Source organism: Arthrobacter sp. UYEF36 (genome assembly GCF_040547025.1).
Lineage (GTDB): Bacteria > Actinomycetota > Actinomycetes > Actinomycetales > Micrococcaceae > Arthrobacter.
Genome location: NZ_JBEPOX010000019.1, coordinates 19,824 through 40,500 on the forward strand (window position 1 = coordinate 19,824; position 20,677 = coordinate 40,500).

The 20,677-nt window shown below is 69.7% G+C and carries 17 protein-coding genes; 10 read left to right on the forward strand and 7 right to left on the reverse strand.

The features are described from left to right. Positions 1 to 5: 5 nt before the first annotated feature. Positions 6 to 443, reverse strand: coding sequence for a helix-turn-helix transcriptional regulator (locus ABIB29_RS19495; protein WP_354174629.1), 438 nt, complete (start codon positions 441 to 443; stop codon positions 6 to 8). A gap of 259 nt (positions 444 to 702) precedes the next feature. Here ABIB29_RS19495 and ABIB29_RS19500 point away from each other — a divergent pair, with 259 nt between their 5' ends. Beyond that, entirely contained in the window at positions 703 to 906 is a 204-nt protein-coding gene (locus tag ABIB29_RS19500; RefSeq protein WP_024365339.1) for a cold-shock protein, read from the forward strand. A gap of 112 nt (positions 907 to 1,018) precedes the next feature. Here ABIB29_RS19500 and ABIB29_RS19505 read toward each other — a convergent pair whose 3' ends face one another. Then, positions 1,019 to 1,369, reverse strand: coding sequence for a hypothetical protein (locus ABIB29_RS19505; RefSeq protein ID WP_354174631.1), 351 nt, complete (start codon positions 1,367 to 1,369; stop codon positions 1,019 to 1,021). Between the two features lie 129 nt (positions 1,370 to 1,498). Then, positions 1,499 to 3,319 carry an AfsR/SARP family transcriptional regulator gene (locus ABIB29_RS19510; RefSeq protein ID WP_354174633.1) on the reverse strand — a complete coding sequence of 607 codons (1,821 nt, stop codon included), beginning with the start codon at positions 3,317 to 3,319 and terminating at the stop codon, positions 1,499 to 1,501. A gap of 146 nt (positions 3,320 to 3,465) precedes the next feature. Here ABIB29_RS19510 and ABIB29_RS19515 point away from each other — a divergent pair, with 146 nt between their 5' ends. Continuing rightward, positions 3,466 to 3,660, forward strand: a complete 195-nt coding sequence (locus tag ABIB29_RS19515) for a hypothetical protein (protein ID WP_354174635.1) — start codon at positions 3,466 to 3,468, stop codon at positions 3,658 to 3,660. Here ABIB29_RS19515 and ABIB29_RS19520 read toward each other — a convergent pair. Next, a complete protein-coding gene (locus tag ABIB29_RS19520) occupies positions 3,619 to 6,174 on the reverse strand; it encodes an AMP-binding protein (RefSeq protein ID WP_354174637.1) in 2,556 nt (851 codons plus the stop codon). The genes ABIB29_RS19515 and ABIB29_RS19520 overlap by 42 nt on opposite strands. Before the next feature lie 774 nt (positions 6,175 to 6,948). Between ABIB29_RS19520 and ABIB29_RS19525 the strand changes: the two genes are divergently transcribed. Beyond that, positions 6,949 to 7,710 carry a ZIP family metal transporter gene (locus ABIB29_RS19525; RefSeq protein ID WP_354174639.1) on the forward strand — a complete coding sequence of 254 codons (762 nt, stop codon included), beginning with the start codon at positions 6,949 to 6,951 and terminating at the stop codon, positions 7,708 to 7,710. Between the two features lie 30 nt (positions 7,711 to 7,740). Here the strand turns inward: ABIB29_RS19525 and ABIB29_RS19530 are convergent, their stop codons facing one another. Both ABIB29_RS19530 and ABIB29_RS19535 read right to left on the reverse strand, forming a co-directional pair. After that, positions 7,741 to 7,923: a PspC domain-containing protein gene (locus tag ABIB29_RS19530; protein ID WP_354174641.1), complete on the reverse strand. Its 183-nt coding sequence runs from the start codon at positions 7,921 to 7,923 to the stop codon at positions 7,741 to 7,743. 84 nt (positions 7,924 to 8,007) lie between these two features. Next, positions 8,008 to 8,901, reverse strand: coding sequence for a glucose 1-dehydrogenase (locus ABIB29_RS19535; protein WP_354174643.1), 894 nt, complete (start codon positions 8,899 to 8,901; stop codon positions 8,008 to 8,010). A gap of 196 nt (positions 8,902 to 9,097) precedes the next feature. Here ABIB29_RS19535 and ABIB29_RS19540 point away from each other — a divergent pair, with 196 nt between their 5' ends. Next, a complete protein-coding gene (locus ABIB29_RS19540; RefSeq protein WP_354174644.1) occupies positions 9,098 to 10,372 on the forward strand; it encodes a plasmid pRiA4b ORF-3 family protein in 1,275 nt (424 codons plus the stop codon). Positions 10,373 to 10,432: 60 nt separating this feature from the next. On the opposite strand, the gene ABIB29_RS19545 is transcribed toward ABIB29_RS19540, so the two are convergent. After that, positions 10,433 to 11,107, reverse strand: a complete 675-nt coding sequence (locus ABIB29_RS19545; protein WP_354174645.1) for a TetR/AcrR family transcriptional regulator — start codon at positions 11,105 to 11,107, stop codon at positions 10,433 to 10,435. 228 nt (positions 11,108 to 11,335) lie between these two features. Here ABIB29_RS19545 and ABIB29_RS19550 point away from each other — a divergent pair, with 228 nt between their 5' ends. The 6 genes from ABIB29_RS19550 (at position 11,336) to ABIB29_RS19575 (ending at position 20,500) form a co-directional block, all read left to right on the forward strand. Beyond that, entirely contained in the window at positions 11,336 to 12,853 is a 1,518-nt protein-coding gene (locus tag ABIB29_RS19550) for an amino acid permease (RefSeq protein ID WP_354174647.1), read from the forward strand. Positions 12,854 to 12,924: 71 nt separating this feature from the next. Next, a complete protein-coding gene (locus tag ABIB29_RS19555; RefSeq protein ID WP_354174649.1) occupies positions 12,925 to 13,806 on the forward strand; it encodes an urea amidolyase associated protein UAAP1 in 882 nt (293 codons plus the stop codon). After that, positions 13,803 to 14,498, forward strand: a complete 696-nt coding sequence (locus ABIB29_RS19560) for an urea amidolyase associated protein UAAP2 (RefSeq protein WP_354174650.1) — start codon at positions 13,803 to 13,805, stop codon at positions 14,496 to 14,498. The genes ABIB29_RS19555 and ABIB29_RS19560 overlap by 4 nt, the downstream gene beginning before the upstream one ends. Next, positions 14,495 to 18,304 carry an urea carboxylase gene (uca, locus tag ABIB29_RS19565; protein WP_354174651.1) on the forward strand — a complete coding sequence of 1,270 codons (3,810 nt, stop codon included), beginning with the start codon at positions 14,495 to 14,497 and terminating at the stop codon, positions 18,302 to 18,304. Before ABIB29_RS19560 ends, uca begins: the two co-directional genes overlap by 4 nt. After that, on the forward strand, positions 18,301 to 20,217 hold the full coding sequence (gene atzF, locus ABIB29_RS19570; RefSeq protein WP_354174653.1) for an allophanate hydrolase: 1,917 nt from the start codon (positions 18,301 to 18,303) through the stop codon (positions 20,215 to 20,217). Before uca ends, atzF begins: the two co-directional genes overlap by 4 nt. Before the next feature lie 109 nt (positions 20,218 to 20,326). Further along, positions 20,327 to 20,500, forward strand: coding sequence for a hypothetical protein (locus ABIB29_RS19575; protein WP_354174655.1), 174 nt, complete (start codon positions 20,327 to 20,329; stop codon positions 20,498 to 20,500). Positions 20,501 to 20,677: the final 177 nt, after the last annotated feature.

Consider the following 20,677-nt stretch of genomic DNA (forward strand, 5'->3'; position numbering starts at 1 on the left):
CCACGCTATGACTGCGGGCGCGGGGGCGCTTCTTCGATCCTGCTCGGCTTGCGGGCAGGCCGCGTGCGCAGCCGGGCGATGCACGGCGGCATGGCCTGCACCGCGTGGTGCTCCCGGGCCCGGTAGGCGCTGGGGGTCATGCCGACGATCCCGGTGAACCGCGAGCTGAACGATCCGAGCGAGGTGCAGCCGACCTCCATGCAGGCATCCGTCACGCTGGCACCGGCCCGCAGCAGCGCCATGGCGCGTTCGATCCGCCGGGTCGTGAGGTAGTTGTAGGGCGTCTCGCCGTAGGCGGCCTTGAACCGGCGGGAGAAGTGCGCCGGGGACATCAGGGCACCGGCAGCCATGGTGGGCACATCGAGCGGCCGGGCGTAGTCCCGGTCGATCAGGTCCCGGGCCCGGCGCAGGTGCGCCAGATTGGCCAGCTCCTGTGGCGTCATGCCGCCATTCTAGAACCGTTCGGCGTCCGGGCGGAGGGCCTCAAAAGAGGCGCCGGAGGAGCCGCCCCGGGGCCGGTGGTCATCCGCCCCGGAAATCTCCTGTAGTCTTGATCCTGTTGTTGTGTTTATGCAGTTCGTAGTTCAGGCAGTACGCAAGGTTGAAAGACCTTGTTCTTCTGAAGCAGCGGTTTTGAGCACCCCACACCGGAGGACCCGAAAGTCGGGACTTTTCCTCCACCTTCACGAAGGACAAAAAATAATGGCTACTGGTACCGTCAAATGGTTTAACGCTGAAAAGGGCTTCGGCTTCATTTCCCCCGATGACTCCTCACAGGACGTCTTCGCACACTACTCCGCGATCGCCTCTTCCGGCTTCCGCTCCCTCGAAGAGAACCAGAAGGTCTCCTTCGAAACCGAGCAGGGCCCCAAGGGTCCCCAGGCCGTAAACATCCAGGCTCTCTAAGACTTAGCTTTCAGCTAACTCTTCTGAGTCCGGAACCTTACAGGTTTCGAGCAGGGTCCGTCTTTGACGGGCCCTGCTTTTGTTTAACCCGCGTGTGCTTCTTCAACAGCGGCTATCCGGCGGCGCGGTAGTCGAAGAACAGCGTGGCCGGGATGGGCCCAGCCAGCATGTCCGCCGTCATCCCGTGCGCGCTCACCAGATGCTCCTTGAACCACACGTCGTGGGGATCCTCCGACGCGGCGAGCGTCTGGTAGGCCTTGGCCAGATCCTCGGCCTCGTGGAAGATGCAGGTGAAGTCCCCCTGCGGGGTCTGCATCAGGCTGGCGACTTCCCGCACCAGGCCCATGCGCGCCCGCGAGGCTTCGTGATCTTCCCGCCGCGGGCCTTTCATTTCCTCGACGCCCGCCTTCCACGCCTCCAGTTTCCCGGGCAAAATCGGCGCGAACCACGTAATGCATTCCATGACAGATGTCCTTCCACACAGTAGTGAGCACGGTGGCAATCCCATCGGTACAGCTGCATGGTAGTCCCGCGGACGACGGCGGGACAGGGCTTCCGGAATGGGCTCCGGACCCGCTCCGCCGCGGCAAGCTCACCGGGCGACGCCGTGGCGCTGCGCCAGAAACGCGGCCAGCGCGGGGTTGTCGATCTCCTGCGCCAGCCAGGGCACGGCCTGGGCGGCAGCCGCGTCGCCGAGCACGGCCCGGTGCGACTGCGCCCGCACCACGAACTCCCGCATGCCGCTCCGGCTGGCCAGCGCGGCCAGCCGGTCCACGAACTGTGAGGCGCGCGGGGAGCCCGTGGCGATGGCGACTTCCGCCGCGACATCCAGCAGCCGGGCGGTGTACCAGAGGTACCAGGGTTTGGGTTCCAGGCCCCGGTCGATCCAGTGTTCCGCGGCGGCGAGGTCGCCGTGCGCCAGGAACAGCCGGGCCTCGGCGCCGGCGGCCAGCGCCATGTAGCAGTGGTCGCCGGCCAGCTCGGCCATAACCCAGGACCGGTCAATCAGGTCCGCCGCGGCGTCCAGCCGGCCCGCGGCCAGGTAGGTCTCACCGCGGATGCCGGCGGCAAACGGTTCGAACGCGGTCCAGTGTTCTTCCACGATCCCGTCGAGCGCCCGGTCCAGGGCGGCGGCTGCCAGCCCCAGATCCCCGCGGAGCAGATGCACGCGCCCCAGCAGCGCCTTGCTGAACGCCTGCTGCCGGCGGTTCCGGACCGTCCCGGCCAGCCTCCTGGACTCCGCGAAGGCAGCCACAGCGTCCCCATAATGCGCGGTGTCCGAGGCGAGCATGCCCTGGATCGCGAGGATCCGGGCCTGCTCGTCGGGGATGCCCCGCGCCGCCTGCGTCGCCCGGTCCAGCCAGCCGGCCGCCCGGTCCGGGACGCCGCGCTGCACGGACAGGTAGCCCAGCTCCCGGAAGGCCGCGGCGGCCGTCCGGGAGACGCCGTCGGGCGCTTCCGCCGACAGCGCGCGGTGCAGGAAATCGGCGACCTCGGCGCCGCGGCCACCCGCCTGGTGGATCAGCGCCCCGGCCAGCGTCACCAGCGCCTCGGCCACCAGGTGGCGGTCGGGGTTTGGTTGACCAGCGCGCTGGGCCAGGACGACGGCGAGCCGCAGCTGGTCGAGGCCCCGGTCCACGGCGCCCGCCGACAGGGAGGCGCTGCCGGCGTCGAGATAGGACCGGACGGTGGCCGCGGTGGCGGTGATTCCGGGGTCAGCCTCCGGAATTGAGTCGGACAGGGCGCGCCGGACCTCCGCCGGCAGCGGCAGGCCCAGCTCCCGGTGGTACAGCTCCGCGCATTTGGTGACCTCCTCCCGGGCCCGCCGGTGCTCGCCCAGGGCGACGAGTGCTTTGACCAGGACGGCGGTGCAGTCCGCGTGGAAGGGATCCCGGCGCAGCGCCAGGGTGGCCAGCCCGACTGCGTCCGCCGGGGTACCCGAGGCGAGGGCGGCCAGCGACGCCTCATAGAGCAGCGACTGGATGCAGTTCTCGAGCCGGTACCGCTGTTCCGCCAGCCAGGAGTCAAAGACGGGGCTGTCCGCGAAGGAGAGTCCTTCCAGCAGCTGGCCGTCGAACCGCCGCGGGTCCAGGCCGGGGCCGTTGGCCGAGCCGACCAGCTCCAGGGCATCGCAATGCCAGGGCTGCAGGAGGGTCAGCCGCAGCGGGTCGCCGGCGATGGAGACCCCCACCAGGGTCCGGCGCAGCTCGGACAGGTTCCAGCGCAGCGCACCCAGCGGATCCGCGGCGTCCGGGAACAGCAGGGCGGCCGTCCGGGAGCGGCTGATGCCGTCCGGCTGCAGGGCGAGGCAGGCCAGCACAGCCCAGGCTTTGCGGCCCTTGGGCTGTGGGGGAGTGGTGCCTGGGGACTCGATTCTGGGCGGACCGAGGAGCCGAATCCACGTCTCGGCCATAGGAGTAATTTTACGCCGCAGGGCCCTCCGGAGTCCCGGGAATTGAGCCCCGGGGAATTCAGTCGCGGGGGATTCACACGGTTGCTCACACGGCGGCTGCAGACACTGGAGTCATCCAATCCGCTCCACCCCCGAAGGAATTCAAAATGGAACTGTTCGCAGTCCTGCTGTTCGGACTCGTGATTGCTGCCGGCACCGCAACGGTGCGCGCCATGCTGAAGGACGGCCACGGACACACCCCCGTGGTGCGGTCCACGGACACATGGTCCGCCGGCACCCTGCCCAGCGAACCCTACACGTCATCCCTGGCCTGGTACCTGCCGGGGTCGCGGGTCCAGTAAGCGGTGAACCCGGGTCCGCCGGCGGGTGGCTGCGTCGACCACGCGCGTGCACAGCGCCCAGTACAGTGCCCCTGCGGCCAGCGACGCCCCCACGGCCAGTGCCGGGCTTATCCCGGCCAGGGGCGGGTAGACCAGCCAGTGGACCAGGTACGCGTAGAGGGAGGCGCTGGCCAGCACCACCGTGAGACGGCGGAGACCCTTCGGCACCGGGATGCTGGGCAGCCAGATGAGCACCAGGATCCCGGCGAGGAGCGTCCCTTCCCGGGCCGCGTTGTCGAAGAACCCCGGCACGGTGAGGACCGCGATGACCGAGACCATGCAGCGTTGGGCCGCCGTTCGGGACCGTGCAATGGCCCAGCCCAGCGCGAAGAGCCAGAGGGCCGGTGCCGTGTTCGGCACTCCGGGGTCCACCAGTTCGTAACGGGTGAGCAGCCCGGCTCCGGTAAGAGCCAGCGGAAGAAGCAGGGGGAAACGCCGCTCGGCGCGGTCCACCCAGGGAATGGCCAGCAGGGCTGTCATGCCCAGGAGAAGGTAGACAAGTATTTCGATGAACCAGAAGTGCCACTGTGTGGTCACTGCCTCCGGCCCGACGATGGCGTTCAGGAGCAGGATGTTGGCAGGGGTGTAGTTGTCGGTGATCAGATAGGCGGCGGCGATGAACGCCACACTGGGCACCACGACTCTGGCCAGGCTGGCCAGCTGCCGCCGCACGCGCCGGACACGCTCCCCCGCGAGCTGGAAGCGGGCGAAGTTGTACCCGGCCACGGCCATGAGCACGTGGGCCGCGCCCTGCCAACTGAACAAACCGACGTGTGTACTGACGATCAGGACGATCCCCACGGCCCGCAACACGATACTCGTTTCGAGCGGCGCGAAGAACCGCCGCAGCGTCCGGGCCGGAGCATCCCGCCGCCGTGGTTCCAGGTCCCGGACGGGCGTCACGTGCCAGTCCGGCGGGAGATGGCCCAGGGCTTTTTCCAGTCGGACCGATGCCGCCACGTAGGACAGCGAGTCACCGCCGAGCGAGACAAAAGTGTCGCCGTCGGCAATGTCGCTGACCTCCAGGGCGTCCGCGAAGATCCTTCGGACGCTGCCGGGGCCGTCGGCAGCCCCGTCGGCAGGCGCATGCACAGGTTCGGGCTCAGTATCGGGCCGGGACAGCGCCAGGACACTTTGATAGTCCAGTTTGCCGGTGGCCAGCCGGGGGAGGTGTTCGACAGTGTGGACTTGGAGGGCGGCACGCGGGAGCCCCATGCCCTGCGCCAGGACCTTGCCCAGCAGCTGCGTGTCGTGGCCGCCCTCGACGGCGACGACGAGACCGTCGTCGGTCCCGGCGCTGGCTGCCAGTACGCCGAGGTCCGCCAGCATCCGCTCCACTTCCCCGAGGTCAACGCGGAGTCCGACGATTTTCACGAACCTGCTGCGGCGCCCCACGACTTCGTAGACTCCGGTGGGGTGCTGCCGGGCGAGGTCGCCGGTGCGGAGCTCGTCGATGGCCCGGCCCTTTCCGAGGTCCTCGGCCGTCTCGGCGTAGCCGAGCATCACGTTGGGACCCGTGTAAACAAGCTCGCCATGCTCCAGGCCGGGAACGGGGTCGATGCGGAAGGCGCCTCCCGGGACGGGGATGCCGATCGCGCCGGGGACTGTGGCTGCGAGCTCAGACGGCAGATAAGCCATCCGGGCGGTGGCCTCCGTCTGGCCGTACATCACGACAAGATCCCAGCCTTTCCGGCGGCCGAGTCCGGCGTACTCCTGCACCATCTCCGGTACGAGCCGGCCTCCGGCCTGGGTGACGTAGCGCAGGCTGGGCAGCTCCATCTCCGCGAAACCCACCCGTTCCAGCAGCTCGAAGGTGTAGGGAACGGCTGCGAACGCCGTCGCACCGCGGTTTCGGAAAAGCTCCCAGAAGCACGGATCAACCACCGAAAGATCGGTGAGGACCAGGCCCGCACCGCGGAGCAGGTGGCTGTTGATCACCGACAGCCCGTAACAGTAGGACATCGGCAGTGTCGTCGCAGCGCGGTCGTCCGGGCCGATGGCCAGATATTCGGAAATGGACTCCGCGTTCGATTGCAGGTTTGCCTGCGAGAGACGGACAAGCTTGGGCGAGCCCGTGGACCCGGACGTGCTGAGCAGCAGGGCAAGGTCCCGGTGGAGCTCGTGCCGTGTGCCCGGCCGACGTTCCTCGAGGACGTTCCCTGACCGCACAACGACATCGGGGTCGTAGGCGGCAATGAGGGATTCCAGGGCTGCAGGTTTGTCCTCGGGCAGGAGGATCAGGGGGTGCCCGCCCGCCAGTGCTGCCAGGTAGGCAATGAGCGATTCGAGGTCGTTGGCTGCCGCCAGCGCGACAAGGCGCCGTTCGGTGCCGAGCCGGAGCACCAGGTCGTCGACGCGTTCCGCCAACTCCCGGTAGGTCAGCGTCAGTGTCTCTGTGAGGATGGCAGGTCTGTCCCCGTAGCTCGCAAGGTCCGCGGCGAAGGGCACCCGCATGAAATCAATCTGCGTGGTCACCCGGACGATGGTATTAGATAAGGCTTACCTAAACAAAATTGCACCACAAAAACATTGCGTAATTACTGCCGCCGCCGGCTGTACTCAGCCGGCGGACGGGTGGCCCGGGCAGCACCGCAAAAGCTCTCGTCAGGAGCAGGCCTTGCGGTCCGGGGGTAAACTGAGGTATTAGTCCTCCGCGTCGAGCACCCGCTCCTGGGAGCGCGTGTGGCCGTGGATCCGTTTCAGGTTCAACTGGAACAGGAATAAGGGACATCTCATGTCAACCAGTCCGTCTTCACTTCCGGAACGCAGCCTGCACGGACGCCCGCCGTCGCGCCCTCGGCTAATCTCCCTCAGCAGGAGTGAAACCCCCGATGGCAAGAAAATGCCGGACATTCGACGGCAGGCCATCGCCGCTATTGAGGCTTTGATGGCAGTGTCCGATCCGGGGAGCGCGCAGGAACGGGAGCAACTCAGGGCATACGTGGAGGCGCATCCCGGGCAACCGGAAGTCGCGCTGGCGAAACACTTATTGGCCCTCAGGCCCGATATCGACAACCCCAGGACCGGGGTGGAGCCGGGCCCCGGGTCATCAAATGCCGGAACAAGCCCCGGCCGGCACCCCTAAGCCATGTAGCCCGTGACCCGCCGGCAGCCGGTCACGAAGTTCCATCCTGCTGCTGCGGCCATTCAACGCCTGCGTCTGGAACAATTCTGAGGGTGCCCGGCGTTCAGTCCAGGGCCGCCCTTGGTTTCCAGCTAGCAGGCTTCGCGGCCGCGGAAGGTCAACGCATGCCGATGTGGGCGCAGGCCATGTTCTGGGGAACGCTGGCGGGCGGGGCGCTGGTCCTCGGTGCCTGGCTGTCCTGGAAGTGGACCATTCCGGCGAAGCTGGTCTCCTCGATCATGGCATTCGGCGCCGGTGTGCTCATCTCCGCGCTCGCCTTCGAGCTGGTGGATGAAGCCGTTCAGGGCGGCGGGCTGTGGCCCACCGTGGCAGGGTTTCTGGCCGGCGCCGTGGTCTACGTCAGCGCCAACGCCCTGCTGGCACGCTCCGGGGCGAAACACCGGAAGCGGTCCGGGGGCAAGCAGCCCTCCGAAAAGGACAGCCCCGGCAGCGGCACGGCCATCGCCGTCGGCGCCCTCCTGGACGGCATCCCGGAATCGGTGGTCCTTGGCCTGGGACTCATCACAGCCGGGTCCGTCAGCCCTGCCATGCTCGCGGCCGTGTTCATCTCCAACGTCCCCGAGGGGCTTTCCAGCACGGCCGGCATGAAAAAAGCCGGCCGCAGCGCCGGGTACGTGTTCGGTGTCTGGGGCGGCATCGCCCTGCTCTGCGGCGGGGCCTCGCTCCTGGGATTCACCGCGTTGGAAAACGCGCCCGAGGAAGCCGTAGCGTTCATCACGGCCGTGGCCGCCGGCGGGATCCTGGCCATGCTGGCCGACACGATGATTCCCGAGGCCTTCGAGGAACACCACAACCTCACCGGGCTGGTGGCCGCCGTCGGCTTTCTCAGCGCGTTCACCATCCACCACCTGGGCGGCGGCGGGTAGCACGCGCACAGCGCGCACCCGCTCCGGCCGCTACGAGCTCTTGGGCATGATGATCCACAGCACGATATAGACGAGTTCCCCGACGCCGAACAGGCCGAAGAACACGAAACCGATGCGGACCAACGTCCTGGAGATACCAAACCGGTCAGCGAGGCCCGCACACACGCCCGCGATGACCTTGCCGTTTCTGGGCCTAACCAAAGATCGTTCCATCCAGCCAAGGTAGCAGTGCGGCCCGGCCAAGAGAACAGCGCAGCCGGAAGAGACGCCCCACACAAAAGCGGGCCCGAAGCCCGACTACGGCGTCGGCATGCCGCCGTTGACGTTGAGGGTCTCGCCGATCACGTAGCTGGACTCGGCCGAGGCCAGGAACACGTAGGCCGGGGCAAGCTCGGCCGGCTGGCCGGCGCGGCCCAGCGGTGTCTCCTTGCCGAACTCCGGCAGGTCCTCGGTGAGCTGGCCGCCGCTGGGCTGCAGCGGCGTCCAGATCGGCCCGGGCGCCACCGCGTTGACCCGGATCCCCTGGGGTGCCAGCTGCTGCGCCAGGCCCTTGGTGAAGTTGTTGATGGCGCCCTTGGTGGAGGCATAGTCCACCAGGGTGGCCGAGGGGCTGTACGCCTGGATGGACGTGGTGTTGATGATGCTCGACCCGGCCGGCAGGTGCGGGATGGCTTCCTTGGTCAGCCAGAACATCGCGTACACATTGGTCTTGTAGGTGTGGTCGAATTCGACGTCGGTGATGTCGCCGAGCGACTCCTGCGCCACCTGCTTGCCGGCGTTGTTGACCAGGATGTCCAGGCCGCCCAGCTCCCGCACGGCGGTCGCCACCAGCTCGCGGCACACCGCGGCGTCCTTGAGGTCGCCGGGAACCTTGACTGCCTTGCGGCCGGCCTTCTCGATCAGCCCGGCAATCCGGGCCGCGTCCTCTTCTTCTTCGGGCAGGTAGGACATCACGACGTCGGCCCCCTCGCGGGCGAAGGCGATGGCCGTGGCGGCGCCGATGCCGGAGTCCGCGCCGGTGATGAGCGCCTTGCGGCCTTCCAGCCGGCCGGTGCCGCGGTAGGTGTTTTCGCCCAGGTCCGCCTTCGGCGTCATTTTCGCGTCCAGGCCGGGTTCCGGCTGGCTCTGCTCGGGCGGTTCGATCTGCTCGTACGCCGTCACCGGGTTCTTGAACGTGTACTGGTCAGTCATGGTGTACCTCCGGATGGTGGGTCTCAGCGCGGACAGCTTGCACGCCACGCACATGCTAAGCATGCTTAGCATCAACCCTAGCCAGTGCGGCGGTGCCGACGCAACGCAGCGCGTGGTCCTGCCGGGGAGCCGGCAGGAGCGGGGCGATGAGCCGGTCGCCGGTCCGGCCACGTGCGGGTCTGGCAGGATAGCCAGCATGGATTCCGCCACGACCGTCCCCGCCTACGACCTCCGCGTCAGCATCCAGGACACCGAACCTGAGATCTGGCGGCGCCTGCTGGTGCCGGAAACCATCACAGTCCCGGAACTGCACCGGGTCCTCCAGGCGGCCTTCGGCTGGGAAAACCGCCACCTCTTTGGCATCCGCTGCGTGGACCGGCTCGGCCAGCCCCGCGTCATCATCGGCCCCGACGACGCGGCGGAGGAGATGGGCGACGAACCGGCTTCCGGCGTCGTGCTCTTTGAACTCCTGGACGCCCAAGAGACTGCGCCGGTCGTGTTCGAGTACGAGTACGACTTCGGCGATGCCTGGACGCACATCTTCGAGGTGATGGGGCCGGCCGAACTGCCGGCCGGTGCCGTGCGGTGCATCGGCGGGGCCAAACGCGGACCGGTGGAGGACTCCGGCGGGACCTACGGGTACGCCCGGCTCATTGAAGCCCTGGCCGACCCCTCGCACGAGGAGCACACAGGGCTCTCCGACTGGTACAAGTTCGCGACGGGCGAGGACGCAGGCACCTTCGAGCCGGACGCGTTCGACGTTGCCGCGCTCAACAACCGTCTGGACGAGCTGGTGAAACGCCTGTGGCCGGAACCGCCTACGGACGCGGAGATCGGCGCCGTCATCCGTCCCGTGCACTGGCTGCTGGACCGGGCGGGCGCGGACGGACTGCAACTGACCCAGGACGGGTACCTCAAGCCTGCCGTGGTCAGCGAGGCCGTCCGCGACCTTGGCTGGGCCTACCGCTGGCCCGGTGCTGCGAACCGCGAAAGCCAGACCCTGCCCGTTCTGATGCTCCGGCAGCAGCTGCAGGCCTGGAAACTGCTGCGGAAGAGCAAGGGAAAGCTGGTCCTGTCACCGGCCGGACGAAAGATGCGCGACGGCGGCCGTCCCCTCTGGGACTACCTCGCCGGGATGGTGGCCTTCCCGGCCGACCAGGCGACGGCCGTGGTGACCCGCACGGTGGTCCACTGGATGCTGGAGGGCACCACGCCGTCGTGGGAACAACGGCAACGGATCATCGCGGACACGCTGAGCGTGGCGGGGTTCCGGATGGAGGGCGGCAAACCGGTGCCGCTGGACGTCGCCGGGGAGCTCTACGCGGACGTGCGCTGGACGTTGGACTGCCTGCAGTTGAAGGTTCCGGAGCGCACGTTCCGTGAGATGCCGGCCCTGACCGGCGGCGGACGGAAGTTCCTGCTGGAGGTTGAACGGAGGCTTGATTCGCGTCCGGATTCGTCCGGGCTCTAACCAGGGCTCTCACCGGGGCCGGGGCCAGGAAGGGTCAGCGTCAGGAGCGGCTGCGTGCGCTCAGCCAATACTCGCCACGAGCGCCGCACTCCGGCCCCGGATCGCCGTAAGGCTGTCCGCCAGCCCGCTGAGGACGATCCCCGCGTCGGCCGCCTGCCGCGGGGAGTCCGGGGTGGCAAGCCCGTCGGCGCGGAGGCTGACCAGGGACTCCACCAGCCGGAACGCGAGATCCCCGTTCTGGCTGGTGCCGGCCCAGCCGTTCCCCGGGAGTTCCTCTCCCAGGCGCCGGTACAGCCCCCGGAGTTCCTTCCGCTCCGCCATGAAGCCCTGGAACCGGGCGCTGCGCGCCTCCGGCAGGTTGTAGAGCACCCCGAGGTTCCAGCGGGCGTTGCACAGCTGGGTCCCGTCGTAGAGGGCGACAGCGTGCAGCCGCGCCGCCGCCGCCGTCGGGCTCCCGTTGCCGTCGTCCCCTGAGCAGACCCGGCGGGCAAAGGCGAGGCCGCCGGCCACGGTGCCCGCCAGCAGCACCTCAAGGATGTCGTCCTTGGTGCCGAAGTGGTGGTACAGCGAGGACTGGCGGATCCCCACGGCCTCGGCGATGGAGCGGGTGGAGGTGTTGGCGTACCCCTGCGTGGTGAAGAGTTCGGCGGCGGCGTCCAGGATTTCCTCACGGGCCGTGGCCCCCGGTCGGGAGGGCTGCTGCTTGCGGGGACGCCCCGGGCCGGTTGTGGTCACGCATCATTCTTGCACCCCCTTGGGGCCCTGCGGTGCCGCCCGCAGCGCGGTGAGGGCGCGGAAACATCACGGAAATAATCCGTCTATCTACCTTTTACACGGGCGAAACGAGTTCGGGATCTCCGGCTGGAAAACTATCAAGTGACCGGTATTCCGCAGCGTTGGGCCCAGCGCTGCATTTGCCGGAACGCACGAACCCCCAACGCCGTTCCAGCCCCGGAGATTCCGATGACATCCACAGTTCTTCCCTCATCCGCACAGACGGATGATGCAGACCTCACGTCGCTTGGCTACGAGCCGTCCCTGCACCGCAAACTGGGCCGTTATGCCTCCTTCGCGGCAGGCTTCTCCTTTGTTTCCATCCTGACCACCATCTTCCAGCTCTTCGCGTTCGGCTACTCCTTTGCCGGGCCGGCGTTTTTCTGGACCTGGCCGGTGGTGCTGCTCGGCCAGCTGCTGGTGGCCCTGAACTTCGCGGAGCTCGCCGCACGCTACCCGCTCTCCGGGGCGGTCTATCAGTGGGCCCGGCGGGTGGGCGGTGAAACGGTGGGCTGGTTCGCCGGCTGGTTCATGGCCCTGGCGCAGGTGGTCACCGCCGCCGCCGCAGCCATCGCCATGCAGGTGGTGCTGCCCCAGCTCTGGGACGGATTCCAGCTGGTGGGCGGCGACCCCGCACTGAACACCACCACCGGCGCGGCCAACGCCGTCGTCCTCGGGGCCATCCTGCTGGTGGTCACCACCGTGATCAACTCCCTGGGCGTCAGGCTGATGGCCCACGTGAACTCGGTGGGCGTGACCTGCGAAATCGTCGGCGTCGTCGCCGTGATCCTGGCGCTCATCACCGCCGCCCAGCGCGGACCCGACGTCGTCATGGACACCACTGTCATGGCGGGATCCGACCTCGGTGCGGTGGGCGCATTCATGGTCTCCGGCCTGATGGCCGCCTACGTCATGGTGGGCTTCAACTCCGCCGGGGAACTCTCCGAGGAGACAAAGTCCCCGCGGCGCACGGCACCCCGCACCATCCTCTCGGCCCTGATCATCTCCGGCATCGGCGGGGCGCTGATGATCGTGACGGCGCTGATGGCCGCCCCCAGCCTCGACGACGGCCGGCTCGCCACCGAGGGCCTGCCCTACGTACTGACCGCCGTCCTCGGCACCTTCTGGGGCAAAGTGCTCCTGGTGGACGTGGCCGTGGCCATCTTCGTCTGCACCCTGGCCATCCAGACGGCCGGATCACGCCTGGTGTTCTCCATGGCGCGGGACGGCAAACTCCCCGCCTCCGCCCTGCTCTCCTCCGTCCACCCCACCCGCGGCACCCCGATGTGGCCCTCCATCGCCATCGGCGCCCTGGCCGTGGGCGTGCTCGCCATCAACGTCGGCAACGCCGCGCTCTTCACCACCCTCACCAGCGTCTGCATCGTCATGGTGTACCTCGCCTACCTTCTGGTCACCGTGCCGCAGCTCCTCAACCGCCTCCGCGGCGACTGGGACCAGGTGGGCCAGACCATGCCGGACGGGCTGTTCTCCCTGGGACGCTGGGGCCTGCCCGTCAACATCCTCGCGGTGCTCTACGGCGCCGTGATGGTGGTCAACCTCGCCTGGCCCCGGCCCGAGGTCTACGACCCCACCGGGGAAAACGGGATCCTGCTCTATTCGGCCCCGCTAATGGTGGGCATCGTGCTCCTCCTCGGCCTCTGGATCCGGCGCTCACTCGCCCGGACGGCCAGCCGCACCACAGCCTGACCCCACCGCCTGACCCGCCGCCTCCTGGCTACACCGCCCGCGCACGTCCACGCCCCACTTTCAGGATTGACATGACACAGACCACCGAAACACCAGCCACAGCCACCGCCACCACCGCCGGAGCCCGCACGCACGCCCGGGAACAACACGGCCGCACCGCGGACACCATGCGGTACGTCCCGGCCGCCGCCGCGCCGGCACGGCTCACCGCCGTCCTGCCGCAGGCCGCCAGGGAACGCCTGAGCTGGGCCGAATCCGTGGCCTTCGGCCGCTACACCGCCCTGCCGCTGGCCCGCGGCACCCGGCTCCGGCTCACGGACACCGACGGCGATGCCTGCGTCCACGTCCTGCTCTACCGGAGCGGGGCACTGCACGAACGGCTCAATGTGGCGGACACCGTCAAGGTCCCCTGGCAGGCGTACCCCACCGCGGGACACCCGCTGCTCTCCGACGCCGGCCGGCTGATGGGCACGATTGTGGCCGACACCTCCGCACGCCACGACGCCCTGACCGGCACCACCACGCTGGCCGGAAACACGTCCCGCTACGGCGCCGGAACCGTCCACAGCAGCTCGCCCGCCGGGCGTGAACTGCTGACCCTGGCCGCACTGAAGCAGGGGCTGGACGCGCGGGACGTGGCGCCGTCGCTCTCCCTGTTCAAGGGCATCCGGGTGGACCCGGACGGCAGCATCCAGTTCACCGGTGCCGCCGGTCCCGGTGCCGCCGTCGAGATCCTCCTGCAGATGGACGCCGTGGTGCTCCTGGCCAATACCGCCCACCCGCTGGATCCGCGGCCGGACTTCACCGGAACCGCCGTCGACGTCGCCGCCTGGCACGCCCCGGACGACCTCCGCCTGCTGGGGGAGGGGCTCCTGACCGGGCCCCTGACTCCCGAACACCGCCAGGCCCTGAACAACACCGAACACGACCTCACGGCAAGGAACGCCCGATGAACACCGCCACCAAAACCCTGACAGCCCCGACCGCCACCGCGACCGCCGGGGCCCGCGAGACAGCGCTCGCGGCCGGCGCCGTCGTCCTGGACGAATATGTTCAAGCGCGCGGACCCTGGTCCGCCGTGGTGGCCGCCGGCGACGTCCTGACCATCGTGGACCTGGACGGCAACCAGGCCGTGGACTGCCTGCTCTACGCGGCGGACGACACGGACGTGCGCTACTCCGCCGCCGTCACCCTCGCCGCGCAGCGCTCGATCGTGCTGACCACCGGCTCCGTGCTCCGCTCCGACGACGGCGGGCCGCTGATGACCGTGGTGGCGGACGAGGTGGGCGTGCACGACACCATCGGCGGGGCCTGCTCGCAGGAATCCAACACGCTGCGCTACGGCCAGCACACCCGTGAGCAGCACGCCTGCGTGGAGAACTTCCTGATCGAGGGTTCCCGCTGGGGGCTGGGGAAGCGTGACCTGGTCTCCAACATCAACTGGTTCATGAACGTCCCGGTGGACCCGGACGGCGCCCTCGGGATCGTGGACGGCCTCTCCGCACCCGGCAAACGGGTGGCCCTCCGGGCCGAGGTGGACACCCTGGTGCTGGTCTCCAACTGCCCGCAGATCAACAACCCGTGCAACGGCTTCAACCCCACGCCTGTCCGCATGATCGTCACCCGCCCGGAGGCTGCCCTGTGAGCACTTTTGAAACGCCGAACCGCTTCGACACGCCACTGTTCGACACCCTGCTGATCGCCAACCGCGGCGAAATCGCCTGCCGCATCATCGAATCCGCCCGGAAAATCGGGCTGCGCACCGTGGCCGTATTCTCCGAGGCGGACCGCGGCGCCCGCCACGTCAAACTGGCCGATGAGGCCGTGCTCCTGGGCCCCGCCCCGGCCAAGGACTCCTACCTCAAGGTCGAGGCCCTGCTCGCCGCGGCCGCGGCCACCGGCGCCGGCGCGATCCACCCCGGCTACGGGTTCCTCTCGGAGGACGCCGGCTTCGCCGAGGCCGTCGAGGCCGCCGGGCTGGTCTTCGTGGGGCCCACCCCGGACCAGCTCCGGATCTTCGGCACGAAGCACACCGCGCGGGACGCCGCCCGCGCCGCCGGCGTGCCCATGATCGCCGGATCGGACCTGCTCGCGGACGTGGACGCGGCCGTGCTGGCCGCCCGGGACATCGGCTTCCCGCTGATGCTCAAGGCCACCGGCGGCGGCGGCGGGATCGGGATGACCGTGTGCCGCACCGAGGACGAGCTCACCGAGAGCTACCCCCGGGTGGCGCGCCTCGCCGGCGCGAGCTTCAGCACCGCCGGCGTGTTCGCCGAGCGCTACGTCGAGCATGCCCGGCACGTGGAAGTACAGATCTTCGGTGACGGCGACGGCCGCGTGGTGAGTCTGGGGGACCGGGACTGCTCGCTGCAGCGCCGTCACCAGAAGGTGCTGGAGGAGGCACCCGCACCGGACCTGCCCGCGGCACTCCGGGACGAACTGCACCGCAGCTCCCGGGCCCTCTGCGCTTCCCTGGACTACCGCTCCGCCGGGACCGTGGAGTTCGTCTACGACCCGGCCCGCCGGGAAGCGTCCTTCCTGGAAGTCAACGCCCGGCTCCAGGTGGAACACCCCGTCACCGAGGCCGTCACCGGCGTCGACCTGGTCGAGTGGATGCTCCGGCTGGCCCAGGGCGGCGCCGAGGCAGCTACGGTGCTGGCCGGTCGCCCGGACGGCATCCCCGTCTCCGGCTACGCCGTCGAGGCCCGCCTCTACGCCGAGGACCCGGCCCGCAACTTCCAGCCCAGTTCCGGGACCGTCACCAACGCCGTCTACCCCGGCACCGACGGCGTGCGCGTCGATGCCTGGGTGGAAACCGGCAGCGAAGTGTCCACCAACTACGACCCGCTCCTGGCCAAGATCATCACCACCGGCACGGACCGGAACCAGGCCTTCGACCGGCTCGGCGCCGCGCTGAAGGCCACCCGGATCGACGGCATCGAGACCAACCTCGGCATGCTCCGGGCCGTGACCGCCCTGGACGTGGTCCGCGACGCGGCCCACTCCACCGGCACCCTGAACGACCTGGGCGACCCGGAACCCCGGATCACCGTGGAACGGCCCGGGCTGCAGACCTCGGTCCAGGACTGGCCGGGACGTGCCGGGCTGTGGCAGGTCGGCGTTCCGCCCAGCGGCCCGATGGATGACCTGTCCTTCCGGCTCGGCAACCAGGCACTCGGCAACCCCGAAGGCGCACCCGGGCTCGAGTTCACCATGACCGGCCCCAGCCTGCACTTCACCCACGCCACCACGGTGTGCGTGGCCGGCGCCCCCACCACCCTCACCGTGAACGGCACGGACGTGCCTGCCTGGGAACCGGTGACGGTCCCCGCGGGCGGCACGCTCGACGTCGGCACCGCCGACGGGTCCGGCCTCCGCGGCTACATCCTGTTCCAGGGCGGACTCGACGTGCCGCTCTACCTGGGCAGCGCGTCCACCTTCACCCTGGGCCAGTTCGGCGGCCACGGCGGCAGGGTCCTCCGGTCCGGGGATGTGCTGCGCGCCGTGGCCCCGGACGCGGGCACGGACGCGGCCGGTCCCGTTCCCCTGGACAGCCGGCCCGTGCTGACGTCCGCATGGGAGCTGACGGTGGTGGAAGGTCCCCACGGCGCCCCCGAGTTCTTCCAGCGCGAGGACATCGAGGACCTCTACGCCGCCAGCTACGAAGTGCACTTCAACTCCGCCCGCACCGGCGTCCGCCTCATCGGCCCCAAACCGCGGTGGGCCCGCAGCGACGGCGGCGAGGCGGGACTGCACCCCTCGAACATCCACGACACCGCCTATTCGGTCGGTGCCCTGGACTTCACCGGCGACACCCCCATCCTGCTCGGCCCGGACGGTCCCAGCCTGGGCGGCTTCGTCTGCCCCGTGACGGTGGTGACGGCCGACCGCTGGAAGCTGGGCCAGCTCCGCCCCGGCGACGCCGTCCGGTTCGTCCCGGTCGAAGCCCGCCAGGCGCCGTCGGCCAGAGACCTGGGACCCGGCCGGCAGCTGGTGCTGCCCGGGGACGCCGGCTGGACCCGTCCCGCCGGCGCTTCCCTGGCACCCGCCGCCCTGGCATCCGGTGCCCCGGTATCCGGTGCCGGCCTCCGCCGGGGAGACGGCGACGACGGTGTGCTGGGCCGGGTGCCGGAAGGCCCCGGACGGCCCGCGGTCACCTACCGCCGCTCCGGAGATGACAACCTGCTGGTGGAATACGGCGACATGGTGCTGGACCTCAGCCTGAGGGCCCGCGTGCACGCCCTGCACCAGCACCTCGAGGAACTCCGGATGCCGGGGATCGTGGACCTCACGCCGGGGATCCGCTCCCTGCAGATCAAAATCGACCCCGCGGTGCTCCCCGCCCCGCGACTGTTGGGCCTGGTGCGGGAGATCGAGGCCGCCCTCCCGGCCAGTTCGGAGCTGGTGGTGCCCAGCCGCTCCGTCCGCCTGCCCTTGTCCTGGGATGATCCGGCCACCCGCGAAGCCATCCAGCGCTACATGGCCGGCGTCCGGGACGACGCCCCGTGGTGCCCGTGGAACATCGAGTTCATCCGGCGCATCAACGGCCTGGAGTCCGTGAACGAGGTCTTCGACACGGTCTTCAACGCCGAATACCTGGTCCTGGGCCTGGGCGACGTGTACCTGGGTGCCCCGGTGGCCACACCCCTGGATCCCCGCCACCGCCTGGTCACCACCAAGTACAACCCGGCCCGGACCTGGACGCCGGAAAACGCCGTCGGAATCGGCGGGGCCTACATGTGCATTTACGGCATGGAAGGACCCGGCGGCTACCAGTTCGTGGGCCGGACCACCCAGGTGTGGTCCCGTTACGCCGATTCCGCGCCGTTCGAACCGGGCTCGCCCTGGCTGCTGCGGTTCTTCGACCGCATCTCCTGGTACCCGGTCAGCCCGGAAGAGCTGCTGGACCTGCGGGCGGACATGGCCGCCGGCCGGGGCCGCGGCGTCGAGATCGAGGACGGCACGTTCTCTCTCGCCGAGCACGAGGACTTCCTGGCCCGGAACAGCGAGTCCATCACGGTGTTCCGCGAGCAGCAGGCGGCGGCCTTCGCCGTCGAACGGCAGGCCTGGTCCGACGCCGGCGAGTTCGACCGCGCGGATGCCGCGGCCGCCGTCGTGCCCGACGCCGAAGAGCTGGTGGTGCCCGACGGCGCCACCCTGGTGTCCGCGCCTTTCGCCGCCAGCGTGTGGAAGGTGGACGTCGCCGCGGGGGACCACGTGGTGAAGGGCCAGCCGCTGGTGTCCCTGGAGGCGATGAAGATGGAAACCGTCCTGGCTGCCCCGTGCGACGGCGTGGTGCAGCAGGTGCTGCCGGTGGCCGGCTCCCAGGTGGTGGGCGGCGAAGCCCTGGTGGTCCTCGGGCTGCCCGCGGCAGCCTCCGTCACGGACGCGTCCGCAGTGGAACTGATCGAGCAGCTGGACACCAAGGAACTGGAAGAGGCCGCAGTATGAGCACGACATTTGCCGGACCGGGCGCCACTGCTGCCGGACCGGGCGCCACTGCCCGGGTTCGGGCGGCGCTGGCCGCCATCGACGCCTCCGGCCGGCCGGAAATCTGGATCACCGTGCGGGCCGCGGACGAACTGCTGGCCGAGGCGGCGGCCGTTGACGAAGCCGTGGCCGCGGGCGCGGACCTGCCCCTGGCCGGGCTGCTGCTCGCCGTGAAGAACAACGTCGACGTGGCCGGGATCGACACCACGGCGGCGTGCCCCGGATTCGCGTACAATCCGGGGCGGGACGCCGAGGCGGTGGCCCGGCTCCGGGCCGCGGGCGCGGTGGTTGTGGGCGCCACCAACCTGGACCAGTTCGCTACCGGGCTGGTGGGCACCCGCAGTCCGCACGGGGCGGTCCGCGATGCGCGCCGCCCGGACCGGATTTCCGGCGGCTCCAGCTCCGGCTCCGCCGTGGCGGTGGCCCTGGGGCTGGCGGACATCGCCATCGGCACCGACACCGCCGGATCGGGGCGCGTCCCCGCCGGACTGCAGGGCATCGTGGGCATCAAGGCCACGCTGAATGTGGTGTCCACCGCCGGAGTGGTGCCGGCATGCCGTTCCTGGGACGCCGTGACCATTTTCGCGCGGGACCTGGGCACTGCTGAACTGGCCATGGGAACCATGGCCGGCGGGGCGCGCCCGTGGCCCGCCGATGTTCGGCTCGCGTCGCCCGCCCGGCCACGCGTCGCGTACCCGGCCAGCCTGCCGGAGCTCCCGCAGGCGTGGGCGGATGAATTCGGCCGACAGATCGCCAGGCTGCAGGCCTCGGGCGTGGACGCCGAACCGATCGAGTTCGACGTGTTCCTGCAGGCCGCCCGGCTGCTGTACGACGGCGGGCTGGTGGCCGAGCGCTTCGCGGCCGTGGGGGCGTTCGTCGACGCGGCAGGCGACAGCTCCGAAAATGCCGCCGGCCTGGACCCGACGGTTGCCGGAATTGTTCGCCGCGCCGGCGAGGTGCCGGCGCACCGGTACGTCGCGGACACCGCCCGGCTGGACGGACTGAAGCGGCAGGCGATGGCGCGGCTGGAGGGCTTCGACGCCCTGGTGGTCCCCACGGCGCCGTTCCACCCGAGCCTGGCCGACGTCGCCGCCGACCCCGTCGGCGTGAACTCGCGCATGGGCACCTACACGAACTTCTGCAACCTGTTCGATCTGTGTGCCGTGGCCGTCCCGGCAGGGGAGGTGGACGGCTCCCAGTTCGGGCTCACGGTGGTGGGGCGGACGTTCGACGACGCCGTAGTGGCCGGGATCGCCCGCAGGATCGAATCCTTGCCGCTTCCCCCGGCGCTGTTTGCCTCCGGGGCTGCTCCTGCGCAGCAGCTGCCGGCAGGGGAGCCGTGGCCCGTCCGGGCCGGCGCGACCTCGGTACCGCTGGTGGTGGTGGGGGCGCACCGCAAGGGCCAGCCGCTGGCGCACCAGCTCGAAACCCTGGGGGCTTCCTGGGACGGGCACGTGCGCACCGCGGCCCGCTACCGCATGGTGTCGCTGGATACCCAGCCGCCGAAGCCCGGGGTTTACCGCTCCGAGGACGGGGCGGAACTGGTGGCCGAGCGCTGGCTTCTCTCCGAAGCGGCACTGGGGCGGTTCCTTGCCGCACTCCCCGAGCCGATGCTCCTGGGATCCGTGCGCCTGAGTGACGGCTCCAGCGCCACCGGCTTTGCCTGCGACGCGGTCGCCGCCTCGAGCGGTACGGACATCACCCGGTATGGCGACTGGCTGGCCGCGCTGGCTGCAGCCCCGGCCGGGCCGGGAGGGGCCGGGGAGGAAGTGCCCCGGCAGGGATCGCCTGGCCAGGGACCGCGCGGTTCCCTCGGAGACGCGCTTCTGACCGGCTTCACCCGTGGCCTGCACTCCGGTACCAACCGGAAGTAGCGGGGAGCCGGCGTCCTAAGGATCGGCCGGACGCGGAAGGCCGGCGCACACCTGTTCCGGGCCCTCCGGCCTTCGACCGCAGTGGCGTGAATGAACGAAAGGAACGGCAGTGCTCAACATCAGGAAATGGTGGTCCAAGATCTGCCCGACCCCAGACCCGCGTCCGGCCGGGGAGGTGTCGCCGGCCGCGACCCACGAAGCGGAACTGCAGTACTGGTGGCTGCTGCCGGGCGATGTCTGCCTGACCCCGACGGCCGCCGCCCCCAAGTCCGCAGGGGAGTGAGGCAGCCCACAGGAACCCGATGACGCCGCTTCGGGCCGAAGTGGGCGTGCCGTGCCGCGGAAATCCGCGGTGTTGCGGGGTTTTTGGGGGTGGGGGGTGCGTGGTGGGGGTGGATTTGTGTGTGGTCCCGGTGGCGTGTAAAGTAATTCGAGTCGCCGCCGCTGATGCGGAGAGATT